This is a genomic window from Rhizobium sp. ZX09, assembly GCF_017357485.1.
In the GTDB taxonomy this organism is placed as follows: domain Bacteria; phylum Pseudomonadota; class Alphaproteobacteria; order Rhizobiales; family Rhizobiaceae; genus Agrobacterium; species Agrobacterium pusense.
Genome location: NZ_CP031365.1, coordinates 35,359 through 56,325, shown reverse-complemented (window position 1 = coordinate 56,325; position 20,967 = coordinate 35,359). Strand labels below are relative to the sequence as shown.

Annotated in this window: 22 protein-coding genes and 2 pseudogenes; 19 read left to right on the top strand and 5 right to left on the bottom strand. The window is 59.7% G+C overall.

What is annotated here, in order from left to right; all coding sequences use genetic code 11:
* Positions 1-86 precede the first annotated feature (86 nt).
* The 15 genes and pseudogenes from traI to BTN45_RS24730 all read left to right on the top strand — a co-directional run bounded on the left by traI (position 87) and on the right by BTN45_RS24730 (position 12,645).
* On the top strand, positions 87-713 hold the full coding sequence (gene traI, locus BTN45_RS24800; RefSeq protein ID WP_207591877.1) for an acyl-homoserine-lactone synthase TraI: 627 nt from the start codon (positions 87-89) through the stop codon (positions 711-713).
* 2 nt (positions 714-715) lie between these two features.
* A complete protein-coding gene (trbB, locus tag BTN45_RS24795; protein WP_174019094.1) occupies positions 716-1,687 on the top strand; it encodes a P-type conjugative transfer ATPase TrbB in 972 nt (323 codons plus the stop codon).
* Positions 1,677-2,057, top strand: coding sequence for a TrbC/VirB2 family protein (locus tag BTN45_RS24790; protein WP_174019095.1), 381 nt, complete (start codon positions 1,677-1,679; stop codon positions 2,055-2,057). Before trbB ends, BTN45_RS24790 begins: the two co-directional genes overlap by 11 nt.
* Entirely contained in the window at positions 2,054-2,338 is a 285-nt protein-coding gene (locus BTN45_RS24785) for a conjugal transfer protein TrbD (RefSeq protein ID WP_246751769.1), read from the top strand. Before BTN45_RS24790 ends, BTN45_RS24785 begins: the two co-directional genes overlap by 4 nt.
* Positions 2,339-2,346: 8 nt before the next feature.
* A complete protein-coding gene (locus BTN45_RS24780; protein ID WP_207591876.1) occupies positions 2,347-4,803 on the top strand; it encodes a conjugal transfer protein TrbE in 2,457 nt (818 codons plus the stop codon).
* Complete coding sequence (trbJ, locus tag BTN45_RS24775) at positions 4,775-5,578, top strand: P-type conjugative transfer protein TrbJ (protein WP_174019097.1); 804 nt, start codon at positions 4,775-4,777, stop codon at positions 5,576-5,578. Before BTN45_RS24780 ends, trbJ begins: the two co-directional genes overlap by 29 nt.
* Positions 5,572-5,748, top strand: a complete 177-nt coding sequence (gene trbK, locus BTN45_RS24770) for an entry exclusion protein TrbK (RefSeq protein WP_174019098.1) — start codon at positions 5,572-5,574, stop codon at positions 5,746-5,748. The genes trbJ and trbK overlap by 7 nt, the downstream gene beginning before the upstream one ends.
* A 4-nt stretch (positions 5,749-5,752) precedes the next feature.
* Positions 5,753-6,931, top strand: a complete 1,179-nt coding sequence (trbL, locus tag BTN45_RS24765) for a P-type conjugative transfer protein TrbL (protein ID WP_174019099.1) — start codon at positions 5,753-5,755, stop codon at positions 6,929-6,931.
* A gap of 20 nt (positions 6,932-6,951) precedes the next feature.
* Positions 6,952-7,614, top strand: coding sequence for a conjugal transfer protein TrbF (locus BTN45_RS24760; RefSeq protein WP_062428114.1), 663 nt, complete (start codon positions 6,952-6,954; stop codon positions 7,612-7,614).
* 16 nt (positions 7,615-7,630) lie between these two features.
* A complete protein-coding gene (gene trbG, locus BTN45_RS24755; protein WP_174019100.1) occupies positions 7,631-8,443 on the top strand; it encodes a P-type conjugative transfer protein TrbG in 813 nt (270 codons plus the stop codon).
* 3 nt (positions 8,444-8,446) lie between these two features.
* Positions 8,447-8,884: a conjugal transfer protein TrbH gene (gene trbH / locus BTN45_RS24750; protein ID WP_174019101.1), complete on the top strand. Its 438-nt coding sequence runs from the start codon at positions 8,447-8,449 to the stop codon at positions 8,882-8,884.
* Positions 8,885-8,899: 15 nt separating this feature from the next.
* Positions 8,900-9,355 (top strand): annotated as a pseudogene (locus tag BTN45_RS24745) (conjugal transfer protein TrbI); the annotation flags it as partial.
* A gap of 89 nt (positions 9,356-9,444) precedes the next feature.
* Positions 9,445-10,796, top strand: a protein-coding gene (locus tag BTN45_RS24740; protein WP_111794956.1) for an IS3 family transposase whose coding sequence is annotated in 2 segments (ribosomal slippage) — positions 9,445-9,781 and positions 9,781-10,796 — 1,353 coding nt in all. Because the reading frame shifts where the segments join, the coding sequence is not laid out codon by codon here.
* Positions 10,797-10,840: 44 nt separating this feature from the next.
* Positions 10,841-11,722, top strand: a pseudogene (gene trbI / locus BTN45_RS24735) (IncP-type conjugal transfer protein TrbI); the annotation flags it as partial.
* Positions 11,723-11,943: 221 nt separating this feature from the next.
* A complete protein-coding gene (locus BTN45_RS24730; protein WP_246751768.1) occupies positions 11,944-12,645 on the top strand; it encodes an autoinducer binding domain-containing protein in 702 nt (233 codons plus the stop codon).
* A gap of 1 nt (position 12,646) precedes the next feature.
* Here the strand turns inward: BTN45_RS24730 and BTN45_RS24725 are convergent, their stop codons facing one another.
* Positions 12,647-12,967 carry a transcriptional repressor TraM gene (locus BTN45_RS24725; protein WP_207591875.1) on the bottom strand — a complete coding sequence of 107 codons (321 nt, stop codon included), beginning with the start codon at positions 12,965-12,967 and terminating at the stop codon, positions 12,647-12,649.
* Between the two features lie 139 nt (positions 12,968-13,106).
* Between BTN45_RS24725 and BTN45_RS24720 the strand changes: the two genes are divergently transcribed.
* The 3 genes from BTN45_RS24720 to BTN45_RS24710 all read left to right on the top strand — a co-directional run bounded on the left by BTN45_RS24720 (position 13,107) and on the right by BTN45_RS24710 (position 14,451).
* Positions 13,107-13,325: a helix-turn-helix transcriptional regulator gene (locus tag BTN45_RS24720; protein WP_207591874.1), complete on the top strand. Its 219-nt coding sequence runs from the start codon at positions 13,107-13,109 to the stop codon at positions 13,323-13,325.
* Positions 13,326-13,445: 120 nt separating this feature from the next.
* Positions 13,446-14,069, top strand: coding sequence for a DUF433 domain-containing protein (locus BTN45_RS24715; protein ID WP_207591873.1), 624 nt, complete (start codon positions 13,446-13,448; stop codon positions 14,067-14,069).
* A gap of 4 nt (positions 14,070-14,073) precedes the next feature.
* Entirely contained in the window at positions 14,074-14,451 is a 378-nt protein-coding gene (locus BTN45_RS24710) for a DUF5615 family PIN-like protein (RefSeq protein WP_207591872.1), read from the top strand.
* Between the two features lie 42 nt (positions 14,452-14,493).
* On the opposite strand, the gene BTN45_RS24705 is transcribed toward BTN45_RS24710, so the two are convergent.
* The 4 genes from BTN45_RS24705 to traA are packed head-to-tail and all read right to left on the bottom strand — an operon-like array spanning position 14,494 to position 20,412.
* On the bottom strand, positions 14,494-15,102 hold the full coding sequence (locus BTN45_RS24705; RefSeq protein ID WP_207591870.1) for a TraH family protein: 609 nt from the start codon (positions 15,100-15,102) through the stop codon (positions 14,494-14,496).
* Between the two features lie 15 nt (positions 15,103-15,117).
* Positions 15,118-16,278, bottom strand: coding sequence for a conjugal transfer protein TraB (locus BTN45_RS24700; RefSeq protein WP_207591869.1), 1,161 nt, complete (start codon positions 16,276-16,278; stop codon positions 15,118-15,120).
* On the bottom strand, positions 16,268-16,798 hold the full coding sequence (gene traF, locus BTN45_RS24695) for a conjugative transfer signal peptidase TraF (RefSeq protein ID WP_252193175.1): 531 nt from the start codon (positions 16,796-16,798) through the stop codon (positions 16,268-16,270). Before traF ends, BTN45_RS24700 begins: the two co-directional genes overlap by 11 nt.
* A 32-nt stretch (positions 16,799-16,830) precedes the next feature.
* Positions 16,831-20,412, bottom strand: coding sequence for a Ti-type conjugative transfer relaxase TraA (gene traA / locus BTN45_RS24690; RefSeq protein WP_207591868.1), 3,582 nt, complete (start codon positions 20,410-20,412; stop codon positions 16,831-16,833).
* A 254-nt stretch (positions 20,413-20,666) separates the two neighbouring features.
* On the opposite strand from traA, the gene traC reads away from it, so the two are divergent.
* Positions 20,667-20,963 carry a conjugal transfer protein TraC gene (gene traC / locus BTN45_RS24685; protein WP_207591867.1) on the top strand — a complete coding sequence of 99 codons (297 nt, stop codon included), beginning with the start codon at positions 20,667-20,669 and terminating at the stop codon, positions 20,961-20,963.
* Positions 20,964-20,967: the final 4 nt, after the last annotated feature.

Here is a 20,967-nt window from a genome sequence, read left to right as displayed (position 1 = left end):
TCACTCGCTAACACTTTTGGCAGTAGATCGAACTTCGCTGCCCCGGCAAACCTCCTTGCGTCATCAACGCAGGGGAGATTTGTTCGATGCGCGTCGTCGCCATCAAGAATCCAAAGAGCGAGGCTGAGCACCGCCTTATCCACGAAATGCACCGGCTCCGCGCCCGCATCTTCCGCGGGCGACTGGCTTGGAAAGTCCGTTGCACATCAGGTCTCGAAATCGACCGCTTCGACAAGCTGAGGCCGACTTACGTCCTTTGCCTTGATCACTCCGACGCTGTGATCGGATGCGCGCGGCTTCTGCCGGCCACAAGCGGCACGATGCTGGAGAAAGTATTCCCACAGCTATTGGAGATGGCGCAGTTCCAGACACACCATCGAATGATCGAAAGCTCTCGATTTTGCGTGGATACGAACACGGCTGCCGAACGGGAGCAAGCAGGCCTCCACTCAGCGACGCTCGCGATGTTCGCCGGTATCGTCGAGTGGAGCGTCCTCAATGGCTATCGGGAAATCGTCACGGCCACAGATGTCAGACTTGAGCGCATCCTCCGTCGCGCTGGCTGGCCTCTCACCCGCCTCGGCTCACCGGCCCAGATCAACGAGACCAGAAGCGTCGCCGGACTGCTCCCCGCTGACTGGGTGAGCTTCGACCGACTTCGCCCCAGCATCTATTCCTCAAGTTTCTCACTTCATCAGAAGGAAGCGGCCTGATCATGCTCAGCACCCAAAACCGCTCACTCCCCCGTCTTGTCAGCAAGCTGCAAAATGCGTTGGGAGATCATCTGTGCGTCGCGCTCGAAGACCCGAGCGTCGTCGAGATCATGCTCAACCCTGATGGGCGTTTGTTCATCGAAAGGCTCGGTCAAGGAATGGCCGCAGCTGGCGAGATGACACGCTCGGCCGCCGAAACCGTGATCGGGAGTGTCGCCCATGTCCTGAATTCGGAGGTCGACGACGATCGCCCGATCGTGTCGGGCGAACTTCCAATCGGCGGGCATCGTTTCGAGGGTTTGCTGCCACCAGTGGTTTCCGGACCATCGTTCACGATCCGTCGTCGCGCGTCACGCCTCATCCCTCTGGATGATTATGTCGCGAGCAAGGTGATGACCGCGAAGCATGCCGAGATCATCCGCAGCGCTATCGCTTCGAAGCTCAACATTCTCGTAGCTGGCGGCACGGGCTCGGGCAAAACCACCCTCACCAACGCAATCCTTGCCGAGATCGTGTCAAGCTCTCCAGACGATCGACTGGTCATTCTGGAAGACACAGCCGAGATCCAGTGCGCTGCAGACAATGCAGTCAGCCTGCACACCAGCGATGCGGTGGACATGTCGCGCCTCCTGAAAAGCACAATGCGCCTTCGGCCGGATCGGATCATCGTCGGAGAGGTCCGAGACGGTGCAGCACTGACCATGCTGAAAGCTTGGAATACGGGACACCCCGGAGGAGTCGCAACGATCCACTCGAACAGCGCACGCTCCGCACTACAGCGTCTTGAGCAGCTAACCGCCGAGGCCAGCCATCAGCCGATGCAGGCCGTCATCGGAGACGCAGTCGACCTGATCATTTCGATCGAGCGAACCGCCAAGGGCCGGCGGATCAGCGAAATCCTTCATGTCAACCGCTTTGCGGGCGGCCAGTACCAGACGGAGCCCTACGCAGAGGAGAGCCGCGATGCAGCATAAGAAGTCCTTCCTGACACTGGCCGTGATTGCCTTTTCTGCCATCGCCGCCGCGTCGCCGGTCTTCGCAAGTTCTGGCGGAAGTCTTCCTTGGGAAGGGCCGCTCGAGCAGATCCAGGAATCCATCACTGGTCCGGTCGCCGGCTACATCGCGCTGGCCGCTGTCGCGATCGCCGGCGGCATGCTGATCTTTGGCGGCGAGCTCAACGATTTCGCTCGCAGGCTGATGTACGTGGTCCTGGTTGCCGGCATTCTGCTAGGTGCGACGACGATCGTCGGCCTCTTTGGCGCGACCGGTGCATCCATCGGCCTACCAACGGATCAAATCACACAAACCGTTTCGGACGATGAAGCGGGGGAGGGGGCATCGTGAGCCTCCACCGCCATCGCATTCATCGCGCGCTGTCACGGCCGAACCTCCTGATGGGCGCTGACCGCGAGCTGGTGCTGATCACCGGGCTTGCGGCCGTGATCCTGATCTTCGTTGTTCTGACGGTCTACTCGGCGCTCTTCGGCGTGGCCGTCTGGATCGTCATAGTCGGTCTGCTTCGCATGATGGCCAAATCCGACCCGCTGATGCGGCAGGTCTATGCCCGTCATATTTCCTACAAACCCCACTACCGGCCGACGGCTGCGCCGTGGCGCAAATACTAGGTGTCCTGATGGCTGCCCTCAAACGTTTCCGCGCGACCGGTCCCTCGTTCGCTGATCTTGTTCCCTATGCCGGCCTGGTCGACAACGGCATTCTGCTCCTGAAGGACGGAAGCCTGATGGCCGGCTGGTATTTCGCGGGTCCGGACTCCGAAAGCGCGACCGACCTCGAACGCAACGAGCTCTCCCGGCAGATCAATGCGATCCTCTCGCGTCTGGGGACGGGCTGGATGATTCAGGTTGAGGCCATCCGGGTACCGACGGTCGATTATCCCACGCCTGACCAGTGCCATTTCCCGGATCCTGTCACCCGCGCGATTGATGCCGAGCGCCGTGCTCATTTCGGGCGGGAGCAGGGGCATTTTGAGAGCAAGCACGCGATCATTCTGACCTACCGGCCGCTCGAGTCGAAGAAGACCGCGCTCAGCAAGTACATCTACTCGGACGAGGAGAGCCGGAAGAAATCCTATGCGGACACTGTGCTGTTCGTGTTTCGCAACGCGATCCGGGAAATCGAACAGTACCTGGCCAACACCCTGTCGATCGCCCGAATGCAGACCCGCGAGGTCCGCGAAAGGGGAGGGGAGCGGATTGCGCGCTATGACGACCTCCTGCAGTTCGTTCGGTTTTGCATCACCGGTGAGAGCCATCCAGTTCGCTTGCCCGATGTCCCGATGTATCTCGACTGGCTCGCGACGGCGGAGCTGGAGCATGGCCTGACGCCGAAGGTCGAGAACCGGTTTCTAGCAGTCGTCGCCATCGATGGCCTGCCAGCCGAGAGCTGGCCCGGCATCCTCAACAATCTTGACCTGATGCCGCTGACCTACCGCTGGTCATCGCGCTTCATCTTCCTTGATGCGGAAGAAGCGCGTCAGAAGCTCGAGCGCACCCGCAAGAAATGGCAGCAGAAGGTTCGGCCCTTCTTCGACCAGCTGTTTCAGACCCAGAGCCGATCGGTCGATCAGGATGCCATGACGATGGTCGCCGAGACGGAGGACGCGATCGCCCAGGCATCGTCCCAGCTCGTCGCTTACGGCTATTACACCCCGGTCGTCATCCTGTTCGATGAGGACCGTGATGGGTTGCAGGAAAAGGCCGAGGCCATCCGTCGGCTGGTCCAAGCGGAGGGCTTCGGTGCGCGCGTCGAGACCCTAAACGCGACAGATGCGTTTCTCGGCAGCCTGCCCGGCAACTGGTATGCCAATATCCGTGAGCCGTTGATCAATACCAGCAATCTGGCAGACCTCGTCCCGCTAAACTCGGTGTGGTCGGGCAATCCGGTGGCGCCGTGCCCGTTCTATCCGCCGAACTCGCCGCCGCTGATGCAGGTTGCCTCGGGTTCAACGCCGTTTCGCCTTAACCTGCATGTCGACGACGTCGGCCACACCCTGATCTTCGGACCGACAGGCTCGGGAAAGTCGACCCTTCTCGCGCTGATCGCGGCACAATTTCGTCGTTACGAGTTCGCCCAGATCTTTGCCTTCGACAAGGGCAACTCCCTCCTCCCGCTGACACTTGCTGCCGGCGGCGATCACTACGAAATCGGCAACGACCAGAATGGGGAGGGGAGGGCGCTGGCATTCTGCCCGCTGTTCGATCTCTCGACGGATGGCGATCGGGCCTGGGCGACTGAATGGATCGAAATGCTCGTCGCCCTGCAGGGCGTCACCATCACGCCCGACCATCGCAATGCGATTTCACGCCAGATAGGACTGATGGCGACGGCCCCCGGGAAGTCGCTATCGGACTTTGTCAGCGGCGTGCAGATGCGCGAAATCAAGGACGCGCTCCATCACTATACCGTCGACGGCCCGATGGGTCAGCTTCTCGACGCAGAAGAGGACGGCCTGACGCTTCGAGCGTTTCAGTGCTTTGAGATCGAGCAGCTCATGAACATGGGCGAGCGCAATCTGGTGCCCGTTCTCACGTACCTCTTCCACCGGATCGAGAAGCGGCTCGACGGCTCGCCTAGCCTGATTCTCCTCGATGAGGCCTGGCTGATGCTCGGACATCCCGTGTTTCGAGACAAGATCCGGGAGTGGCTGAAGGTGCTCCGCAAGGCCAATTGCGCTGTGGTACTCGCGACCCAATCGATCTCCGACGCCGAGCGTTCGGGCATCATCGACGTGCTGAAAGAATCCTGCCCGACGAAGATCTGCCTTCCGAACGGCGCCGCACGCGAGCCAGGGACGCGGGAATTCTACGAGCGGATTGGCTTCAACGAGCGTCAGATCGAGATCGTCTCGGGTGCCATTCCCAAGCGCGAATACTACGTCGCCACACCAGACGGACGGCGGCTCTTCGACATGTCGCTCGGGCCGGTGGCGCTGAGCTTCGTCGGCGCATCCGGAAAAGAAAATCTGAAGCGGATTCGCGCGCTGAAGGCGGAACACGGCCAGGAATGGCCTATCCATTGGCTTGAATCGAGAGGAGTTCACGATGCCACGTCGCACCTCAACGTCCAGTAACTGGATCGTCGCAACAATGACCGCGGCAATCGCGCTGTCTTCGATTGCTCCCGCCTATGCGGGATCTGCAACGGGCGCTGCCACCGAATGGACGCAGCTTGCCAACAATGCTCAGCTCATTGACCTTCTGAAAAGCTCCGGCCTTCAGGTCGATAACCAGCTGACCCAGATCACGCAACTGGCGGAGCAGATTCAGAACCAGCTGAAGATCTACGAGAACATGTTGCAGAACACTGCGCAGCTCCCTGACCATATCTGGGGTCAGGTCGAGAGCGACCTCAACCGACTGCGCAGCATCGTCGATCAGGGGCAAAGCATCTCGTTTTCGATGGGCAATGCCGACGACGTCCTTCAGCAGCGGTTCAAGAGCTACGCGGATTTGAAGACCAATCTGCCCAATGCTGAATCGTTCTCGAGCACCTACCAATCCTGGTCGGACACGAACCGGGACACGATCGGCAGCACGCTAAAGGCTGCGAGCCTGACAGCGGAACAGTTCGACACCGAGGAGGGCACGATGAGTTCTCTGCGATCGATGTCGGAGTCGGCCGACGGCCAGATGAAGGCCCTCCAGGTCGGACACCAGATCGCCGCTCAGCAGGTTTCCCAGATGCAGAAGCTGCGCGGGCTCGTCTCCCAGCAGATGACGATGATGGGGACGTGGCTCCAGACCGAGCAAACGGACAAGGACCTTGCGCAGACGCGCCGTGAGGAATTCTTCAGAGCAACTGCGCCCTCAACATCCGGCGGTGAAAAGATGAAGGTGGAATGGTGAGAACGAAACTGATCCTGGCCATCCTCGCAGCAATCATTTCCTTTGGAGGAACAGGCATCTGGTTCCTGATCTCGGAGAGACAGGACGCGAAGGAACGGCACGAAAAGTTCTTCGGATCGACGAAGGAGTATCCGACGTCGGGCGGCGAGAAGATGAAGATCGAGTGGTAATCGCATGACCTCTGAGCTCAAAAAGATCAGGGGCATTGCGGTGCTCGTCGCATTCATCGTCGTGTCGTTCCAGCCCGCGGTTGCACAGGAGGGGTCGGTCCTAACGGCCCTCCAGAACGAGATCACGACTGCCGCCAAGGGCTGGGAGACCACCGTCATGGATGCGGCAAGATCCCTGTTCTGGATCCTCGCCGGGATCGAAATCGGTATTGCCGCGGTCTGGCTGGCGCTTCAGGCCGCTTCGCTCGACAGTTGGTTTGCTGAACTGGTCCGACGCATCATGTTCGTGGGCTTCTTCGCCTTCGTTCTCGCGCAGGGTCCGACCTTCGCGAAGGCGGTCGTCGATAGCCTTTTCCAGATCGGCGCGGGGGGAGGTACGGCGTCGCCAGCCGATGTCTTCAATGCAGGCTTGGCGGTTGCGACCAAGATGTCAGAGAAGGTGCAGTTCGGATTGTTCGAGGACAACGCGCTCGCAATTTCGGCCGCGTTTGCGATGGTCGTCACCGTGATCGCATTTTCGCTCGTCGCCGCGATTTTCGTGTCCATAATGGTCGAGATGTATCTGGGTCTGCTCGCCGGCATGATCATGCTTGGCTTAGGTGGCTCTTCCTTCACCAAAGACTTCGCCATCCGCTACCTCATATATGCGTTCTCGGTCGGCATGAAGCTAATGGCTCTGGTCATGATTTCGCGGATCGGCTCCGAGGTCTTGATCGGTCTCGCGAACCAGCCCGACATCGGGGACCAGTTTCAGACCGCGTTGGCGATCGCCGGGATCGCGGTCGTGGTCTTCATCATCGCGATGTACGTCCCGAACATCATCCAGGGCGTGGTGCAAGGGGCATCAGTCACCGGCGGTATGGAAACTATCCGCCATGGTGGCCAGGCCGCCTCATTCGCACTTGGTGCAGCGTCACTCGCGGCGGGCGCCGTCGGGGCCGGCGCAGCTGCGGCTCAGTCAGCACGTGCGGCAGGCTCTTCTGTGGCCGGTGCAGCACTCCGCGGCATGGGCGCCGGTATCGGGTCTGCTGGCAAAGCAGCCGGCTCGGCCGCCAAGGAGAAGGCCATCGGTTCGCCCGGCGCCTATGCCGGTTCGATCATGGGGCTCGCCAATGCCAAGCTCGATCAGAGCCGGACAGGACAAAGCGGACCAAAAACGCCGCCAGAACGCAACGACAAGTAACATCAGAAAGGCGACAAGCCATGGCAGCAAACCGGCCACCCGACAGCCCCTACCTTGCCGCGCGGCAGGAATGGACGGAACGATATGGATCCTATGTCCAGGCTGCCCGCGCATGGCGGATCGTCGGCATTCTCGGACTCTCGATGGCCGTGATCGGGTTCACATATGCCATGTATCTCAGCACACAGGTCAAGCTGGTGCCCTATATCGTCGAGGTCGACAAGCTCGGGACCTCGGTAACGGCCGGCTTTCCCCAGCAGATCGAGTATGCCGATGCCCGCGTCGTCCGCGCGACACTCGGCAACTTCATCACGAGCCTGAAGTCGATCACGCCCGACGCAGTGGTGCAGAAGCAATATATCGACCGGACCTACGCGCTGCTCAGGACCTCCGATCCCTCGACCCAGAAGATCAATGCCTGGTTTCGCGGCAACTCGCCGTTTGAGAAGGCCAAGACATCGACTGTCGCCATCGAGGTCAACAACATCGTCGCACTCTCCAACCAGACCTACCAGATCGACTGGACCGAGTACGAACGCGACCGCAAGGGCAAGGAAACCGGGACACGCCGGTTTCGCGGTATCGCGACGGTCGCGCTGACCGCGCCACAGGACGAGGCCATTATCCGCCTCAACCCGATCGGTCTTTATGTCCAGGACTTCGACTGGACCGCACAGCTTTAAGGGCAGGGGAATTCACATGCACAGAACAGGATTGATCGCGGCCGTCGGCTGCATGGCCGGACTCGTCCTTGCGGACTGCGCAATGGCACAGAACATGACGTCAAACGAGGTGAAGGGGACCAACATCTCGCGCAAATGGCGCGGGACGCCCGGTCTCGTCACGACCGGGCCAGACGGGAAAGTGATCTTCCTGTTCGGCGAGACCCAGCCCTCGGTGGTGTGCTCGCCACTTCAGGTTTGCGACATCGAACTGCAGGGTGGCGAAATCGTCCGCGACGTGCTTGTCGGTGATACGGTCCGCTGGAAGGTTGAACCAGCGACATCTGGAGCAACCGGCGGGCAGGCGATCCACCTGATCGTCAAGCCGTCGGAGGCAGGCCTCGTCACGTCGATGGTCGTCACGACCTCTCGCCGGACCTATCATATCCAGCTCAAATCCCATCCCAGTCAGTATATGGCCCGGATCGGTTTCGAATATCCGGAAGATGTTTCGACCAAACTGGCCGATATCAATGCCCGGCTCGAGACCGGAGGTATTCCGGGAACCGCTCCGGATAAGCTGAACTTCTCCTATTCGGTTAGTGGTGGCGCCTCATGGCGGCCGAAGCGGGTCTATTCCGACGGCGCCAAAACCTACATCCAGTTCCCTCGGTCAATCTCCGGGCAGGATGCGCCAGTGCTGTTCGTGGTCAGCGGCGGCCAGAACCGTATCGTCAATTATCGCATGAAGAACGACATGATGATCGTCGACTACGCCGTGGACAAGGCCGTGCTCGTCTCCGGGGTCGGCTGGCGCCAGCAGAAGATCACGATCCGGCGGGGAGGCTGACCGATGAGAAAAACCATCGCCGCAATCATCGTCACCGTCATCCTTTCCAGTTGCCAGACCGCGGATGAAACGTTGACCACAAGTTCCACCCCGATTGCCGTCACAGGCGCCACCGCAAGCGCAATCGCCGGCGACATGGCCAGCCGCCTTGCCGAACAGGTCGGCCCGGCCGGCACCACGATCCTCAAAATGGACAAGGACACCTCCGAATACGCAGCAGCTCTTGAGGCCGCACTGAAGGGCTGGGGATACACGGTCATTGCCGACGGCAAAGCCAGCAAGGATCAGAAGCCTGTGGAGGTTGCTTGGTCGATCGACAGCTTCGACGGGCAGGTTCTGGCGCGGATCAGCACGCCGGCCATCGCGCTCGGTCGCGCCTACACCGCGACATCCGCGGGCGCGACGCCGGCCAGTCCACTTTCGATCATGCAACGAAACTGAGGGGAGGGGGAGACCATGGTTCAATCGCTCCAGCTCGGCACGGCGGGCAATGCTGACGATCAACAGAGCATGCGACGTCTCAATCGCCTGCCGATCATCGTCGCGATCGTCATCATCGTTCTGTTTTTCGGGGTCGTCATCATCGGCCTGTCATGGCGCGGTCTCTCATTCAACCGAGGAAGCGAGCTCGACAGCAGTTCAGCTACTCCGGCGACCACCTTCGGTGATCAGCTGAAGCGTGGAGTGACGGACGGGATCATCGGTGAACCAGAGAGAAGAGAGATATTTCAGCCGACACCTGTCGTGGTCGAACGCGAGCCCGTCAAAGAGCCCGTTGTGGAGCGGCACAACGAGGTGCGAACCGAGCCGCGCTCACGACTTGAACCGGAAGCGGAATGGAAGGCGCGCCTGAAGCGGGAACAGGACGAGCAGATCCTTCGCGAAGCGCAACGTCAGAGGATGGCAAGCCTCTGTCCGCCATCAACGCCTATGAGACAGAACTGGTTTAATTGAGAAGAGAGGATTTTCGGCTCATCGTAGCTCATTCAAAGGAAGCGAAGATGAGACAGAAAACCGGGCCGCAGACATCGTCGGCCGAGAAGACGATCAAGGATATTCGCCGCGCGACGCGCAAGCTGCATTCGTCGGAGGAGAAAATTCGCATTGTGCTGGAAGGTCTGCGCGGTGAAGACAGTATTGCCGCGATCTGCCGCCGCGAAGGGATCGCCGAGAGCCTGTATTATAGCTGGTCGAAGGAATTCCTCGAAGCTGGCAAGAAGCGGCTTGCTGGTGACACCGCCCGTTCGGCCACCAGTGACGAGGTCAAGGCGCTGCGCCGTGAAAGCCGCGACCTGAAAGAGGCGCTGGCCGACCTCACCCTGGAAAACCGCCTGCTTAAAAAAAGCATGATCGCGGATGGGGGCGACGAAGAATGAGATATCCCGCCACCGAAAAGCTCGAGATCATCCGGCTTGTCGAGGGGTCTCATCTGCCAGCCAGGCAAACCCTCGACAAGCTCGGCATTCCAAGACCAACCTTCTATCGCTGGTATGATCGCTTCCAGACCCACGGTGTTGAGGGGTTGGAAGACCGGACATCCGCGCCGTCACGGGTGTGGAACCGTATCCCCGACGATATCAGGGATCGCATCATCACACTCGCGCTCGATCATGCCGATCTGTCGCCACGCGAGCTGGCGGTGAAGTTCACCGACATGGAAAGCTATTTCGTCTCAGAGGCTTCGGTCTACCGCCTACTCAAGGCCCATGACCTGGTCACCTCGCCAGCCTATATCGTCATCAAGGCCAACAACGAGTTCAAGGACAAGACCACGCGGCCGAACGAGATGTGGCAAACCGACTTCACCTACCTGAAGGTCATCGGCTGGGGCTGGTTTTACCTGTCGACCATCCTCGACGATTATTCCCGCTACATCATTGCGTGGAAGCTGTGCACCAGCATGAAAGTCGATGATGTCACCGACACGCTCGACCTGGCACTGGCCGCCTCAGGCTGCGACAAGGTCAAGGTCGAACATAGGCCGCGCCTGCTGTCCGACAACGGTCCGTGTTACGTCGCTTCCGATCTCGGTGAATGGCTTGAGAAATACAAGATTGACCAGGTCCATGGCGCTCCCGGCCATCCGCAAACACAGGGCAAGATCGAACGCTGGCATCAGACGCTGAAGAACCGCATCCTATTGGAAAACTACTTCTTCCGGGAAGACCTCGAAGCTGAGATCGCGGCTTTCGTCGAGCATTACAACCATCGCCGATACCACGAGAGCCTCGACAATCTCACGCCCGCCGACGTCTACTTCGGACGCGGCCAAACAATCCTGCTCGAACGTGAAAGGATCAAACGAGAAACCATCAGACAGCGCCGCTTGAACCACCAGGCCAAAGCGGCTTAAATTAACCAGCTAACCGAGCCCGAAACTCCATTCTTCCAAAGCCCAAAAAGTCTCAAATCATTCGACGACGGACAGCAAGCCTCCAGGCACGCGCAACTGCACTCGATTCTCCGCTCAAGGTCGATGTCTCAGAAGTGCAGAAGACCGCCTCCGAAACCAGGACTGACGCCCGTCAACCGCTCAATGCCACGACGAACAGTGCATCCGATCTCTACAGTGCGGCAATGAAGTCCGGACTGCTCGGTCAGAACGTCGATCAAAACGAGCAGACCTCGAAGGAGGACTTTTTCAATCAGGACATCAAGGATCTTGGCTATCTGCCGAACCAGGTGGTCCCACGGCTCTCTCCCTACGAGTTGAAGCGTGGATCTGTGATCCCGGCCACAATGATCACCGGCTTGAATTCCGATCTTCCGGGCAGGATTTCGGCACAGGTGAGCCAGAACGTCTATGACAGCGCCACCGGCTACCGGCTGCTCATCCCCCAGGGTGCGAAGCTGTTTGGTCGCTACGATTCCAAGGTCTCTTTCGGGCAGGAACGCGTGCTGGTTGTTTGGACTGACCTGATCTTCCCCAACGGCTCGACACTTCAGATCGGCGGCATGTCCGGCACGGATGCCGAGGGATATGGAGGTTTCAAAGACAAGGTCGATCGCCACCTCTGGCGCACATTCGGCTCCGCCGCGCTCGTTGCTATCATCGGCACGGGGATCGATATGTCGATGCCAGAGAGTTCCACACTAGCCACGCAGGATACGGCTTCAGATGCAGCGCGGCGGAATTTTGCCGAATCGTTCGGTCGTGTGGCGGAACAGACCATCTCGAAAAATCTCAATGTGCAACCGACCATAACGATCAGGCCGGGCTACAAATTCAACGTGCTCGTTGATCAGGATATTATTTTCCCGACGTCGTATCGGCAATAGAATAGAGTTCGGCGCAAACGGGTCAGCGACTATGTAATTGAATCGCGATGACATAATACAATCTTGCGTGGCTAAAATCTTTCCCTTAGTAGTCAAGTTTAGGCGGGCGCGATCATGCGCTTCGCCTCCGTTTCGGAGCGACCGCGCCCTCGACAAAGGGTACTGCCACTTATGACTGCAACCTTGTTGCGTTCATACCCTCACGCAAAGGAGGCCATGAATTGAACCAATGGTTTGAGCGTTTGACCGAACAGGTCGCCTTGGCACATGACGAGGCCACGGTGAAGGCGACACTGGAGAAGCTAAGTCGGGAAGCAGGTTTTGGGGCGTACGCCTATCTCAATCTGCAAGCGGAAACGCAAACGGCGATCTCAAACTATCACGTCGAATGGCAGCAGCGGTATTTCGAGAAGTCCTACGCTCTCATTGATCCCGTTGTGCGAAACGCGCGCGATCAGTTGGAAGCCTTCGCGTGGTCCAACGAAGCGTCGCTCAGAATGAGCAAGGAGCGTCGGAATTTCTACGGCGAGGCCGGTGAGTTCGGAATACGCTCCGGTATTACAATTCCGATCAAGACTGGATTTGGGCGGATGGCAATGCTTACGCTTGCTTCGGAAGAGGCCGATTTCGCGATCGGGCAGGCGCTGAGCCCTGTGCTCGCGGCTTCCGCGGTGGCGCAATTACACTCAAGGCTCGAAGGTCTTGGCGCCAAGCCGACCCATCACACTCCAATCCGCATGAAATCTGATGAACTGACCTGCCTGCGCTGGTCTGCGGAAGGCAAGTCCATGAAGGCCATCGCCATCATTGAGAACACGACATACGCCAATGTGGCATTCTTCCTCCGCAACGCCAAATCGGCGCTGGGCGCGACAAGCTTGCCCCAGGCGACCGCAATGGCCAAGGAATTCGGCCTGATCTAGGTCAGTGCCCCTTAGATTTCGGCATGTCGGGGATATAGCCCAAAATGTCGAGAAGCGTTGACACGACCGTCTGTTGCGCGTGGACGGCGATCATGGCAGCGATGTAGTCTTGGCTAGCCTCCCGAGCTGATTTCGGCTCAGACGCACCGTCGAGCTTTGCCTCAAGCATCACCGCGTTGTCGCGCAGGCGACGGTGCTTTTCGATCTCGCGCACGACGTGGCGCTCGATCTCTTCGGGCGGCTGATCACTCATCAATCCGATAAGTGGGCGCAATATGAGTTTGGTATCAGACACAGGCCCGTCTGCACTTGCTTTGAACATTATCGGTCCAATTACCGTCCATATACCACCGATGTAAACCTTCTTCGAACCGAGGTATCCACGGAGGCAAATCGGTTTAAATCTCAATTACATACTATAGTTGATAAACTTAAAGTATGTAAACGTCGATCTTCAGCGCATGGATATGCGCAAGCTGGTCGGCCGGAATTTTGCCCGCCTCCGTCGGGAAAAAGGCCTGACACAGGAGGATGTGGAAGCACGCTCCGGCTTCAGCCAACAGTATCTAAGCGGACTCGAAAGAGGGAAGCGAAACCCCTCCGTCGTCACCCTATACGAGATCGCCCAGGCCCTCGGCGTCAGCCATGTAGAGCTGGTCACGCCAGAGCAGTCAGACTGAGTAGTCGAAACTCTCTACCGGTCAGTATGACTGGAATTCTCTCTGAACCTACCGAGGACCGACGTCCCACTTCACAACGCGCAGCGAAATCGCTATATATTCTCCACAAGGAGAATGATTATGGTTCAGATGTCGCGTGCCTATACGCCTGCGGAAGCGGCCGCCGTCAGCGAAATCGCCGTGAAATCGGTGCACAACGCTATCGACAAACGGATCATCGCGCGTCGGCTTTCGGAAGACGAAGGGCGGGCACTGTCCGACGACGACCTGCTGCGCCTCAAGCTCTGGTATGGAGTCGGCTCGATCCTGTCCGCCGAGCGCCGCCAGCGGCTCTTCGACACAATTGACCAAAATCCGGACGCCGATACCATACGAGCGGACGATTACCTGATCGTCGATGTTGCGCGCGCCCGAGAGCAGCTTGCTGCGCGAGCGGAGGCGCTTCGGGAAGCGGAGCGGGTAATCGGATCTGTGAAGGGTGTCCTTGGCGGCGAGCCGGTCTTTAACAAGACCCGCATTCCAGTCAGAGCGATTGCCGCCATGAAGGCCCAGGGCGCGACCACCGAGGAGATTGTCGAAGGATATCCTTCGCTCACCATGCGTATGGTCGAACTCGCGGAGATCTGGACGGCTGCTCACCCGGCTCGGGGTCGGCCTCGCAAGCTTTCCGACCTTGGCGCGACCGTGAAGTCGTCAAAGCGGCTCTCCCTTTCGAAGGCTGCCGACAGGCCGGCCGGTAGCTGATACCGTGAAGTTCCTGATTGATGAATGCCTGCACACCTCGCTCGTGGCCGTTGCCAACGATAACGGCCACGACGGCTTCCACGTAAACTGGCTTGGCCTGAGCGGCGAAAAGGATTGGGATCTGATGCCACGCATCGTCGCGGAGGATTACACCTTCGTCACGAACAATGCGCGTGATTTTCGAAAGCTCTACGGCATGGAAGACGTCCATGCCGGTCTGATCATCATTGTGCCTCAGGTCGTTCCAGCGCTACAGCGAGACCTGTTCGAACTCATTTTGCAGGAGATCGCCGGCGGCGACGAACTCCTCAATGAAGTGATCGAGATCAGCATCGAGGATGACGAAGCGGTACTCACGCGCTACTCGCTCCCGACGACGTGAAGTAAACGCTGACAGGCTCCAGGCCAGCCTTGGGACCAAGCTCTATTTTGGGCCGCCGATCCTCGTCAGATCGATCCGGATGCTGGCATCGTCAGGCTCCGATCGCTCTTCTTTCACCTGCGGCGTGGCGTCGGCGTCCGGATTCTCTCCAGCATCGTCGACCTCCACCACTGATTTTTGAACGACAGCGCCACCGGGGTCCTCCGCCTGGAACACGCTCTCGCCCTCGAACTTCCCAGTCTGCCACGCATGCACAGCATCGTCGAAGAGCTGCGGGAAGACCTCTTCACTCGTCGGGTTGCCATACCATTTGGCGACGATGCGGAGGATCTTGGCAAACATCGTCGTGCCCATCCGCAGATTGGCGCAGGGCTCGACCAGATTGACCTTCAGTTCGGAAACATCCTTCAGGCCAATGCCCGCCGGGATCTGGGTGAGGCCGACCCGCACGACAGAACCACCGATGTTCTCGCGAACGATCTCGATCGCTTCCTCGGGCGTTTTCGGCTTGGGAACGAGGATCAGGCGGCCGCCGGACCTCACTGTGATGGCCAGCGGATCCTCCGACCCAACGGCCTGCACGAACTGTTCGACGATTGCCGGCTTCAGCGATGGGTCGGCACATTCCTTGATCAACGCAGCATCCAGCATGCGAGCTCCTAAAGCTTAAGTGTTGAACGAGATGACGAGAGGCAGGCCGAACAGGCGAGCCCAGGCCTCACTGCCCGCCCGCTGGATTTCGATGATAGATGTCCCTGCGGTCCACCAGCCGTTCCCGACTGCGACGATGGCGTCGGGTCGGTTGAACGCCGATTGCAGGACCGGCCAGACAAGAAGCTGCTCGTAGCAGATCAGCGGCGCCACGGTCTGGTCGCCAACATCCACGACAGCATCGGCGAAGATATGTGCCCGGGCGCCGCCTTGTTCGCCAACCCAGGCTCGCCATGGCTGCCACATCGATCCGGGCACAGGCATCCTCTCCCGATAGAGAATGTCGCTCCCATCAGCCGACACTTTCACAAGCACATTGTCATAGCCTTGGCTGTCGATGACGACCGCTCCCGCGATGACAGTGATGCCCTTATCCGTGAGAGATCGCTGCCAGAAGCGGCCAACCGTCGGCGTCCAGAAGCCGAGAGTGCTTTCCGGCAGCACGACCGTTGTGCCTGGCGGCTGAAGGCGCACGAGGTCGATCAGCTCCTGTTGCCGCTTGAGGCCAGCTTCGCGACCAAGAGATGCGCCCATTTCGAGGTCGACACCTATCCACGACGCAGGTAGAACCGGCGGTGTCCACTCAGCGGCGGACCAGAGCCAGAGGCCCGTCATGGCCAAGGCTGCAGCCGGCCGATATTGCGTCATCATGACGATCAGGCCGGCTGCCATCGCACCCAGACCCAACCATCCCCAGCCCGGAAACAGAACGCCTGCGGCGGTGATCGGATGCGCCCATCCAAGAATGCCGAAGGGTGGGATCGCCATTGCGACGCAAGCAGCCAGATAGCGGAGTGGTTTTTGCCATCCCTTGCGATCCGTCCAGAGCAGGGAATGCACTCCTACGAAAGCGGAGGAAGCGACCAGCCATAGCAGAAGACCGGGCCAGATATCCGATGAATAGAAGTTCGATACACCCTGCGGCAATCCCCGCGATGCGGCGAGGAAGTAGGCCGCGGAGGCTGCCATTGCCTGCAGGCGCGTCCGCGCCAGAGACCAGAGCATGGGGAAGCTCGCTGCGAGCGGAAGTAGAAGGACATGACCGCTCCAACCGATCCATCCAGCGCTCGTCGATAGTACGACGAGGACAACCGTCCGGAAGAGGTTATGGCGCATAGGTCCAGACCTCCTGCGCCAGTCCGAGTATGCCATCCATCGGCAGAGGACCAAAATATCGGCTATCGAACGATCCCGGAAACTCAGAATGCAGAAAGACCATCCCTGGCGGGACGACACCCCCATCGTATTGCACCATCTCACGTCCCTGGCCGTCCACGGGTGCAACGCGCGAGTGTGGCAACGAGTGACCATCGACGCGGACATCATCATCGATCTCGATCATCTGTCCGGATGTCGCCACAACGGTCTTGATGAGTGGCGCGACCCAGCCTCTGCAGAGGCCGAAGCGCAGATATCCACGCGCGCGGGCTTTATGCATTTTGTCGGTGTCGGGTGGGCAAATGAAGACGCGATCGCCAGCCAGGATCGCGCGATCGGGCTTGACGATCCGCCACAAGCCCAGCGGCTCGCTTGGTGTGAGATTGACCCTGAAGCCCTGACCTCCGATCAGCACAATGAAACCGAGAGTGAACAGACTGACGCTGGAGATCCGATAGAACCAGACAAGCCGTTTCATGCGCCGTAGCACTCTGTGTCGATGACGCATCTTCACTTGAGGGCCAGCCCCTGGGACTTCGTCTGCCGCAGCGTCTCAGCCTGCTTGAGTGCCGTCACGCTGCGCTCGTGGGCCGACAACTGCTGAACGGTCCGCATCGTGTTCCAGGCCTGTTGCACCTCGCTCTTCTGGGCAGCATTCATGCCTGAAGTCACGCGCTGGAATGCCTCGCCATCTGTGTCCTTCGCCGCAAGCGGAAGCAGGGTCCTTTCTCCAAAACGTTCCGTGACCGCCTTGGCAAAACCCTCCAGTTCAGCCTTCACCATCTTGTCGGCGAGCGCATATTCGAGACCCGAGGGCAGATCATTCCTGTCGATCGCGTCACGTACCCGTTCGAGCACGCTCTTCGCATTGGCAGAGAGGGCAGGGATCTCCAGGGCGACCTGTCTACGGACAGCGAGCTCCTGTGCGTGGTTGCGACGTTCGGCCTCGCCACGCTGGCGCAGGTAATCACCGATGCTGTCGGCCAGCGGCGCGGCATTCTTCAGCGCTCGATCTCTGTCCAGTTTGTCGGCGCGGCTGGCGAGCAGACCGGTTTTGCCCTTGAGAGCGCCGAAGGTTTCAGGCTCTGCAGTGATCCGTGAAAGCGTCTTCGCCGCAGTTGCCGGATCGCTCAACATCGCGTCGACATCCACCGCCTTGAACGCTGCTTCGGGCTGCGCGTAAACGTGATGGAAGCGCATGGACACTTCCTCCCACTGCTTCTTCAAGGCAGGGTCGGCGGCGATCCTGTCTTCGACGGCCTGGTCGATTGTTTTGGGGAAGGTCGTGATGCCTGATACCATCGGCTTTTCCTCCTTGGCTGTGTTCGGGATCGAGATATTGCCGCTGCCACGGGTCAGGCCGAACCTTGCGCCGAGGGCTGAGAGTTTTGCCGCAAGATCGATAAGCCGCTGCTTCTGGCGTACGGTCCAGGCGAGCCGATCCCTCGAGATTGTGCGGGCGACATTCATCAGATGCAGGCCACGCGCCTCTGCAAAGCGCAGCGCGGCGCGATAGGACAATGCGCTCTCATAGTCGAGGGTCGTTTCCTTCGATCCATCGCGGGCAAGCCGCTCCTTGAGCCGCTCTATCGCTAGTTCCGCAACGTGGATGACTTTCCAGGTATTCCGCTCGGCCGTCGTGCCATCCGGCAATGTGACCGTCTCAGATCCATCGTGCTTGAGACCGATGCGATCACCGATATTAGGCCGAGCCTCCTCGATGGCCCGCTTGAGGTCGACACCCCAGATCGTGCGTTGCTGTCCGTCACTATCTTCGAGCGTTACGTAATAGCTGTCGCGGTTTCCGGGCTTGTGTTCATAGGGCGCGACACCATGCTCGACGAGCATTCCGCCGCGGCGGTTGGTGAACTCTTCCATGCTGACATGGAGCTCGGCTGCCTCTCGATGGCGCGTCATCGCGACATAGGTCAGGTGACGGTCGAGCGTGCTGGACGCGAGGACTTTGACACGGTCGACGGTTGCTCCCTGGGACTTGTGGATCGTGGTCGCGTAGCCATGATCGACATTGGCGTAGAACCGCTGTTCGACGATAACCTGCGTGCGGCTCTCCCCGTCGCCGATCTCGGCCACGATGCGACCGGGTGCTGCATCCAAAACCTTGGCCAGCATGCCATTCTTGACGCCGAGGCTGCCCTCGTTCTTCAGGAAGACGATCTGGTCGCCAGCGGCAAAACGACGGGGGCCGTCCTCGGTGTTGAACGCAAAACCTTCGCCGACAATGCCGCGCTCGACGAGCCTGCCACGCGCCAGCTCGTTCAGTTCGCGCACGTCACGACGACGATGTGCAAGGATGAGCGTAGTCTTGTCGGGATCGAAATCCCGGTTCCAGCTCTCGATCAGTCCTCCAATCGCGTCCTTCCTCGTCCAGCCCGTTTGCACCAACCCGGCCTGCTCATAGGCGTTCAGTGCTCTCGCCACGTTTCCACGCGCCAGATCGAGTGAAGCATCCCGCATCCACAGATCTTTCTGGCGGTAGATGGTCTCCAGCTCCGCATAGCCGACGCGATCCGTGATGGCCCGGAATGCGGCGCCGGCCTCGATTGGCTGCAACTGATCGGGATCACCGATCAGGACCAGCTTGGCGCCGGCCTTCGTCACCGCTTCCACGAACAGTGCGAGCTGACGAGAAGAGACCATGCCCGCCTCGTCGATGACGAAGATGGTCTTTTCGTCGAGGTGATCCCGCTCCTTCTTCCAACGCAACTCCCAGGACGAAAGCGTGCGCGAGACGATGCCGGCTTCCTTCTCCAAGCCTTCTGCCGCCTTGCCGGCCAGCGCCCCACCGACGACCCGATAGCCAGCGGCCTCCCATACCTCACGCGCGGCCTTCATCATCGTGGTTTTCCCGGCGCCGGCACGGCCGATGACAGCGGCAATCCCCGCGTCGCCAGCGACATGTTCGATCGCCGTCTTCTGCTCGTCGGACAGACGATCGTGCCGAGCAAACGTGGTATCGAGCACAGCCTTGCGAACACCGTGCGAGGACCGCTGCGAGAGCCAGATCGCACGATTGGCCATCTCCGCTTCCAACCGGATCAGCTCGCGCGTCGTGTACTTTACCGATGTCCGGGCACCACTCGCAAAGTTCACTCGCTCGCGATCAAGCCGCAGCGTCTCCGGGCTCTGCAGGATGCGCGCCATCAAGCTTTGGAAAAGGCCGGCATCATCGATATAGCGATGGAGGATTTTGGCGACATCGCGCTCGTCGAAGACGCTTTTTTCCCGCGTGATCAGATCAAGCACGATCTCTGGATTGCGCTGGATCCGGCGGGCATTTTCAGCACGCCGCCCCTCCTGCAGTTCCAGCCGCTCAAGCGCGGCTTTCTCCTCAACCCCCTCTGCTTTCCTCTCGATCGCCTTCGTGCCGACGCCGAGATGGATGGTCGGCGTAAGCTCGATGCCCTGCTTCTCGAAGGACCGGCCATCGACCCGGATATCGAGGCCCGCAAGCGCGAGATGCCGGTTCAGGCAGTCGAACCAGCCGTCGCGAAACCCATTGAAGTTTTCGAGCCCACCGGCCCAGAGTTCGTAGACGATCTTGCCGCTGTCGTTGCGAAGCGGTTGGCTATCTGGTCCGGTGACCGCTACCTTCTTCGGTCCGAACCCGTCCTCGGTCAGCGGTCGCAACGTCGTCATCAGGTGGATGTGCGGATTGCCCGGTGCGTCGTGAAACACCCAGTCGACAACCATGCCCTGAGCTGTGATGTGGCGCGCCACAAAGTCCCTGACGAGCTCGATGTTTTGTTCGGCCGACAGCTCTAACGGCAGGGCGATGGTGATGTCCTTTGCGAGCTGCGCATCAGACCGCTTCTCAAACTCTTCGACCTTGTTCCAGAACGCTTCCGACGCACCAGATACAGACCGATCGGCAATCATCGATTGCAGCCATTCAGGCGCATCGGGCGGAATGACGAACTCCTCATGAAGGAGGCCCTGCTTGCGGGTGTAATCGATCGTGCGGGCTTCCCGCTCATAGTCCATCCTGGCGCAATGCCGGTAGGCCGCCGACAGCACGGCGCTGCGGCCTGAGCCGCGGGCGACAATGCTGACGGAGAAATGCGGGACGGCCATTCCAGAAAACGCTCCTGCGATCGAACAAAATCAACGTGTTCGTAAGGATCGGGTGGCCCCGCCAGGGCCCACAAGCAACGCGTCGCATCAGCGACGTATAATTGCGCCCTTCGGATCCGTCCTTCGAACGGACGGGATGATGCTCAAAAGCGTAGGCTCCGCCTACTCGCATTTCTGTTAGTAGATCGGCACGCCGATCTGAACGACTCTGGCTGCGTGAACCACGTCATGCAGCAACAGAGGACAATCCAGAGATGAAGAAGCCCTCCTCCAAGATCCGCGAAGAAATCGCCAAACTCCAGGAACAGCTCAAGCACGCGGAAACGAGAGAGGCCGAGCGCATCGGACGCATCGCGCTGCGGGCAGGGCTTGGAGAGATCGAAATCGAGGAGACGGAGCTTCAGGCGGCGTTCGAGGAATTGGCGAAACGCTTTCGCGGAGGCAAACCCGGTTCGGTCGGAAGGAAAGGAGCCAGCGACAGCAGCACGGGCAGCGGGCAGACCGAGACGGTCGGCTCTGGCTCGACTTCGGGCATCGCTGGTGAGGCTTGAGCGG

Excerpts from the sequence above, each read along its gene's own strand:
- traI (WP_207591877.1), top strand. The coding sequence starts at position 87 with ATGCGCGTCGTCGCCATCAAGAATCCAAAGAGCGAGGCTGAGCACCGC.
- trbB (WP_174019094.1), top strand. The coding sequence starts at position 716 with ATGCTCAGCACCCAAAACCGCTCACTCCCCCGTCTTGTCAGCAAGCTG.
- BTN45_RS24790 (WP_174019095.1), top strand. The coding sequence starts at position 1,677 with ATGCAGCATAAGAAGTCCTTCCTGACACTGGCCGTGATTGCCTTTTCT.
- BTN45_RS24780 (WP_207591876.1), top strand. The coding sequence starts at position 2,347 with ATGGCTGCCCTCAAACGTTTCCGCGCGACCGGTCCCTCGTTCGCTGAT.
- trbJ (WP_174019097.1), top strand. The coding sequence starts at position 4,775 with ATGCCACGTCGCACCTCAACGTCCAGTAACTGGATCGTCGCAACAATG.
- trbK (WP_174019098.1), top strand. The coding sequence starts at position 5,572 with ATGGTGAGAACGAAACTGATCCTGGCCATCCTCGCAGCAATCATTTCC.
- trbL (WP_174019099.1), top strand. The coding sequence starts at position 5,753 with ATGACCTCTGAGCTCAAAAAGATCAGGGGCATTGCGGTGCTCGTCGCA.
- BTN45_RS24760 (WP_062428114.1), top strand. The coding sequence starts at position 6,952 with ATGGCAGCAAACCGGCCACCCGACAGCCCCTACCTTGCCGCGCGGCAG.
- trbG (WP_174019100.1), top strand. The coding sequence starts at position 7,631 with ATGCACAGAACAGGATTGATCGCGGCCGTCGGCTGCATGGCCGGACTC.
- trbH (WP_174019101.1), top strand. The coding sequence starts at position 8,447 with ATGAGAAAAACCATCGCCGCAATCATCGTCACCGTCATCCTTTCCAGT.
- BTN45_RS24725 (WP_207591875.1), bottom strand. The coding sequence starts at position 12,967 with ATGTTCAAAGCAAGTGCAGACGGGCCTGTGTCTGATACCAAACTCATA.
- BTN45_RS24720 (WP_207591874.1), top strand. The coding sequence starts at position 13,107 with ATGGATATGCGCAAGCTGGTCGGCCGGAATTTTGCCCGCCTCCGTCGG.
- BTN45_RS24715 (WP_207591873.1), top strand. The coding sequence starts at position 13,446 with ATGGTTCAGATGTCGCGTGCCTATACGCCTGCGGAAGCGGCCGCCGTC.
- BTN45_RS24705 (WP_207591870.1), bottom strand. The coding sequence starts at position 15,102 with ATGCTGGATGCTGCGTTGATCAAGGAATGTGCCGACCCATCGCTGAAG.
- BTN45_RS24700 (WP_207591869.1), bottom strand. The coding sequence starts at position 16,278 with ATGCGCCATAACCTCTTCCGGACGGTTGTCCTCGTCGTACTATCGACG.
- traF (WP_252193175.1), bottom strand. The coding sequence starts at position 16,798 with ATGAAACGGCTTGTCTGGTTCTATCGGATCTCCAGCGTCAGTCTGTTC.
- traA (WP_207591868.1), bottom strand. The coding sequence starts at position 20,412 with ATGGCCGTCCCGCATTTCTCCGTCAGCATTGTCGCCCGCGGCTCAGGC.
- traC (WP_207591867.1), top strand. The coding sequence starts at position 20,667 with ATGAAGAAGCCCTCCTCCAAGATCCGCGAAGAAATCGCCAAACTCCAG.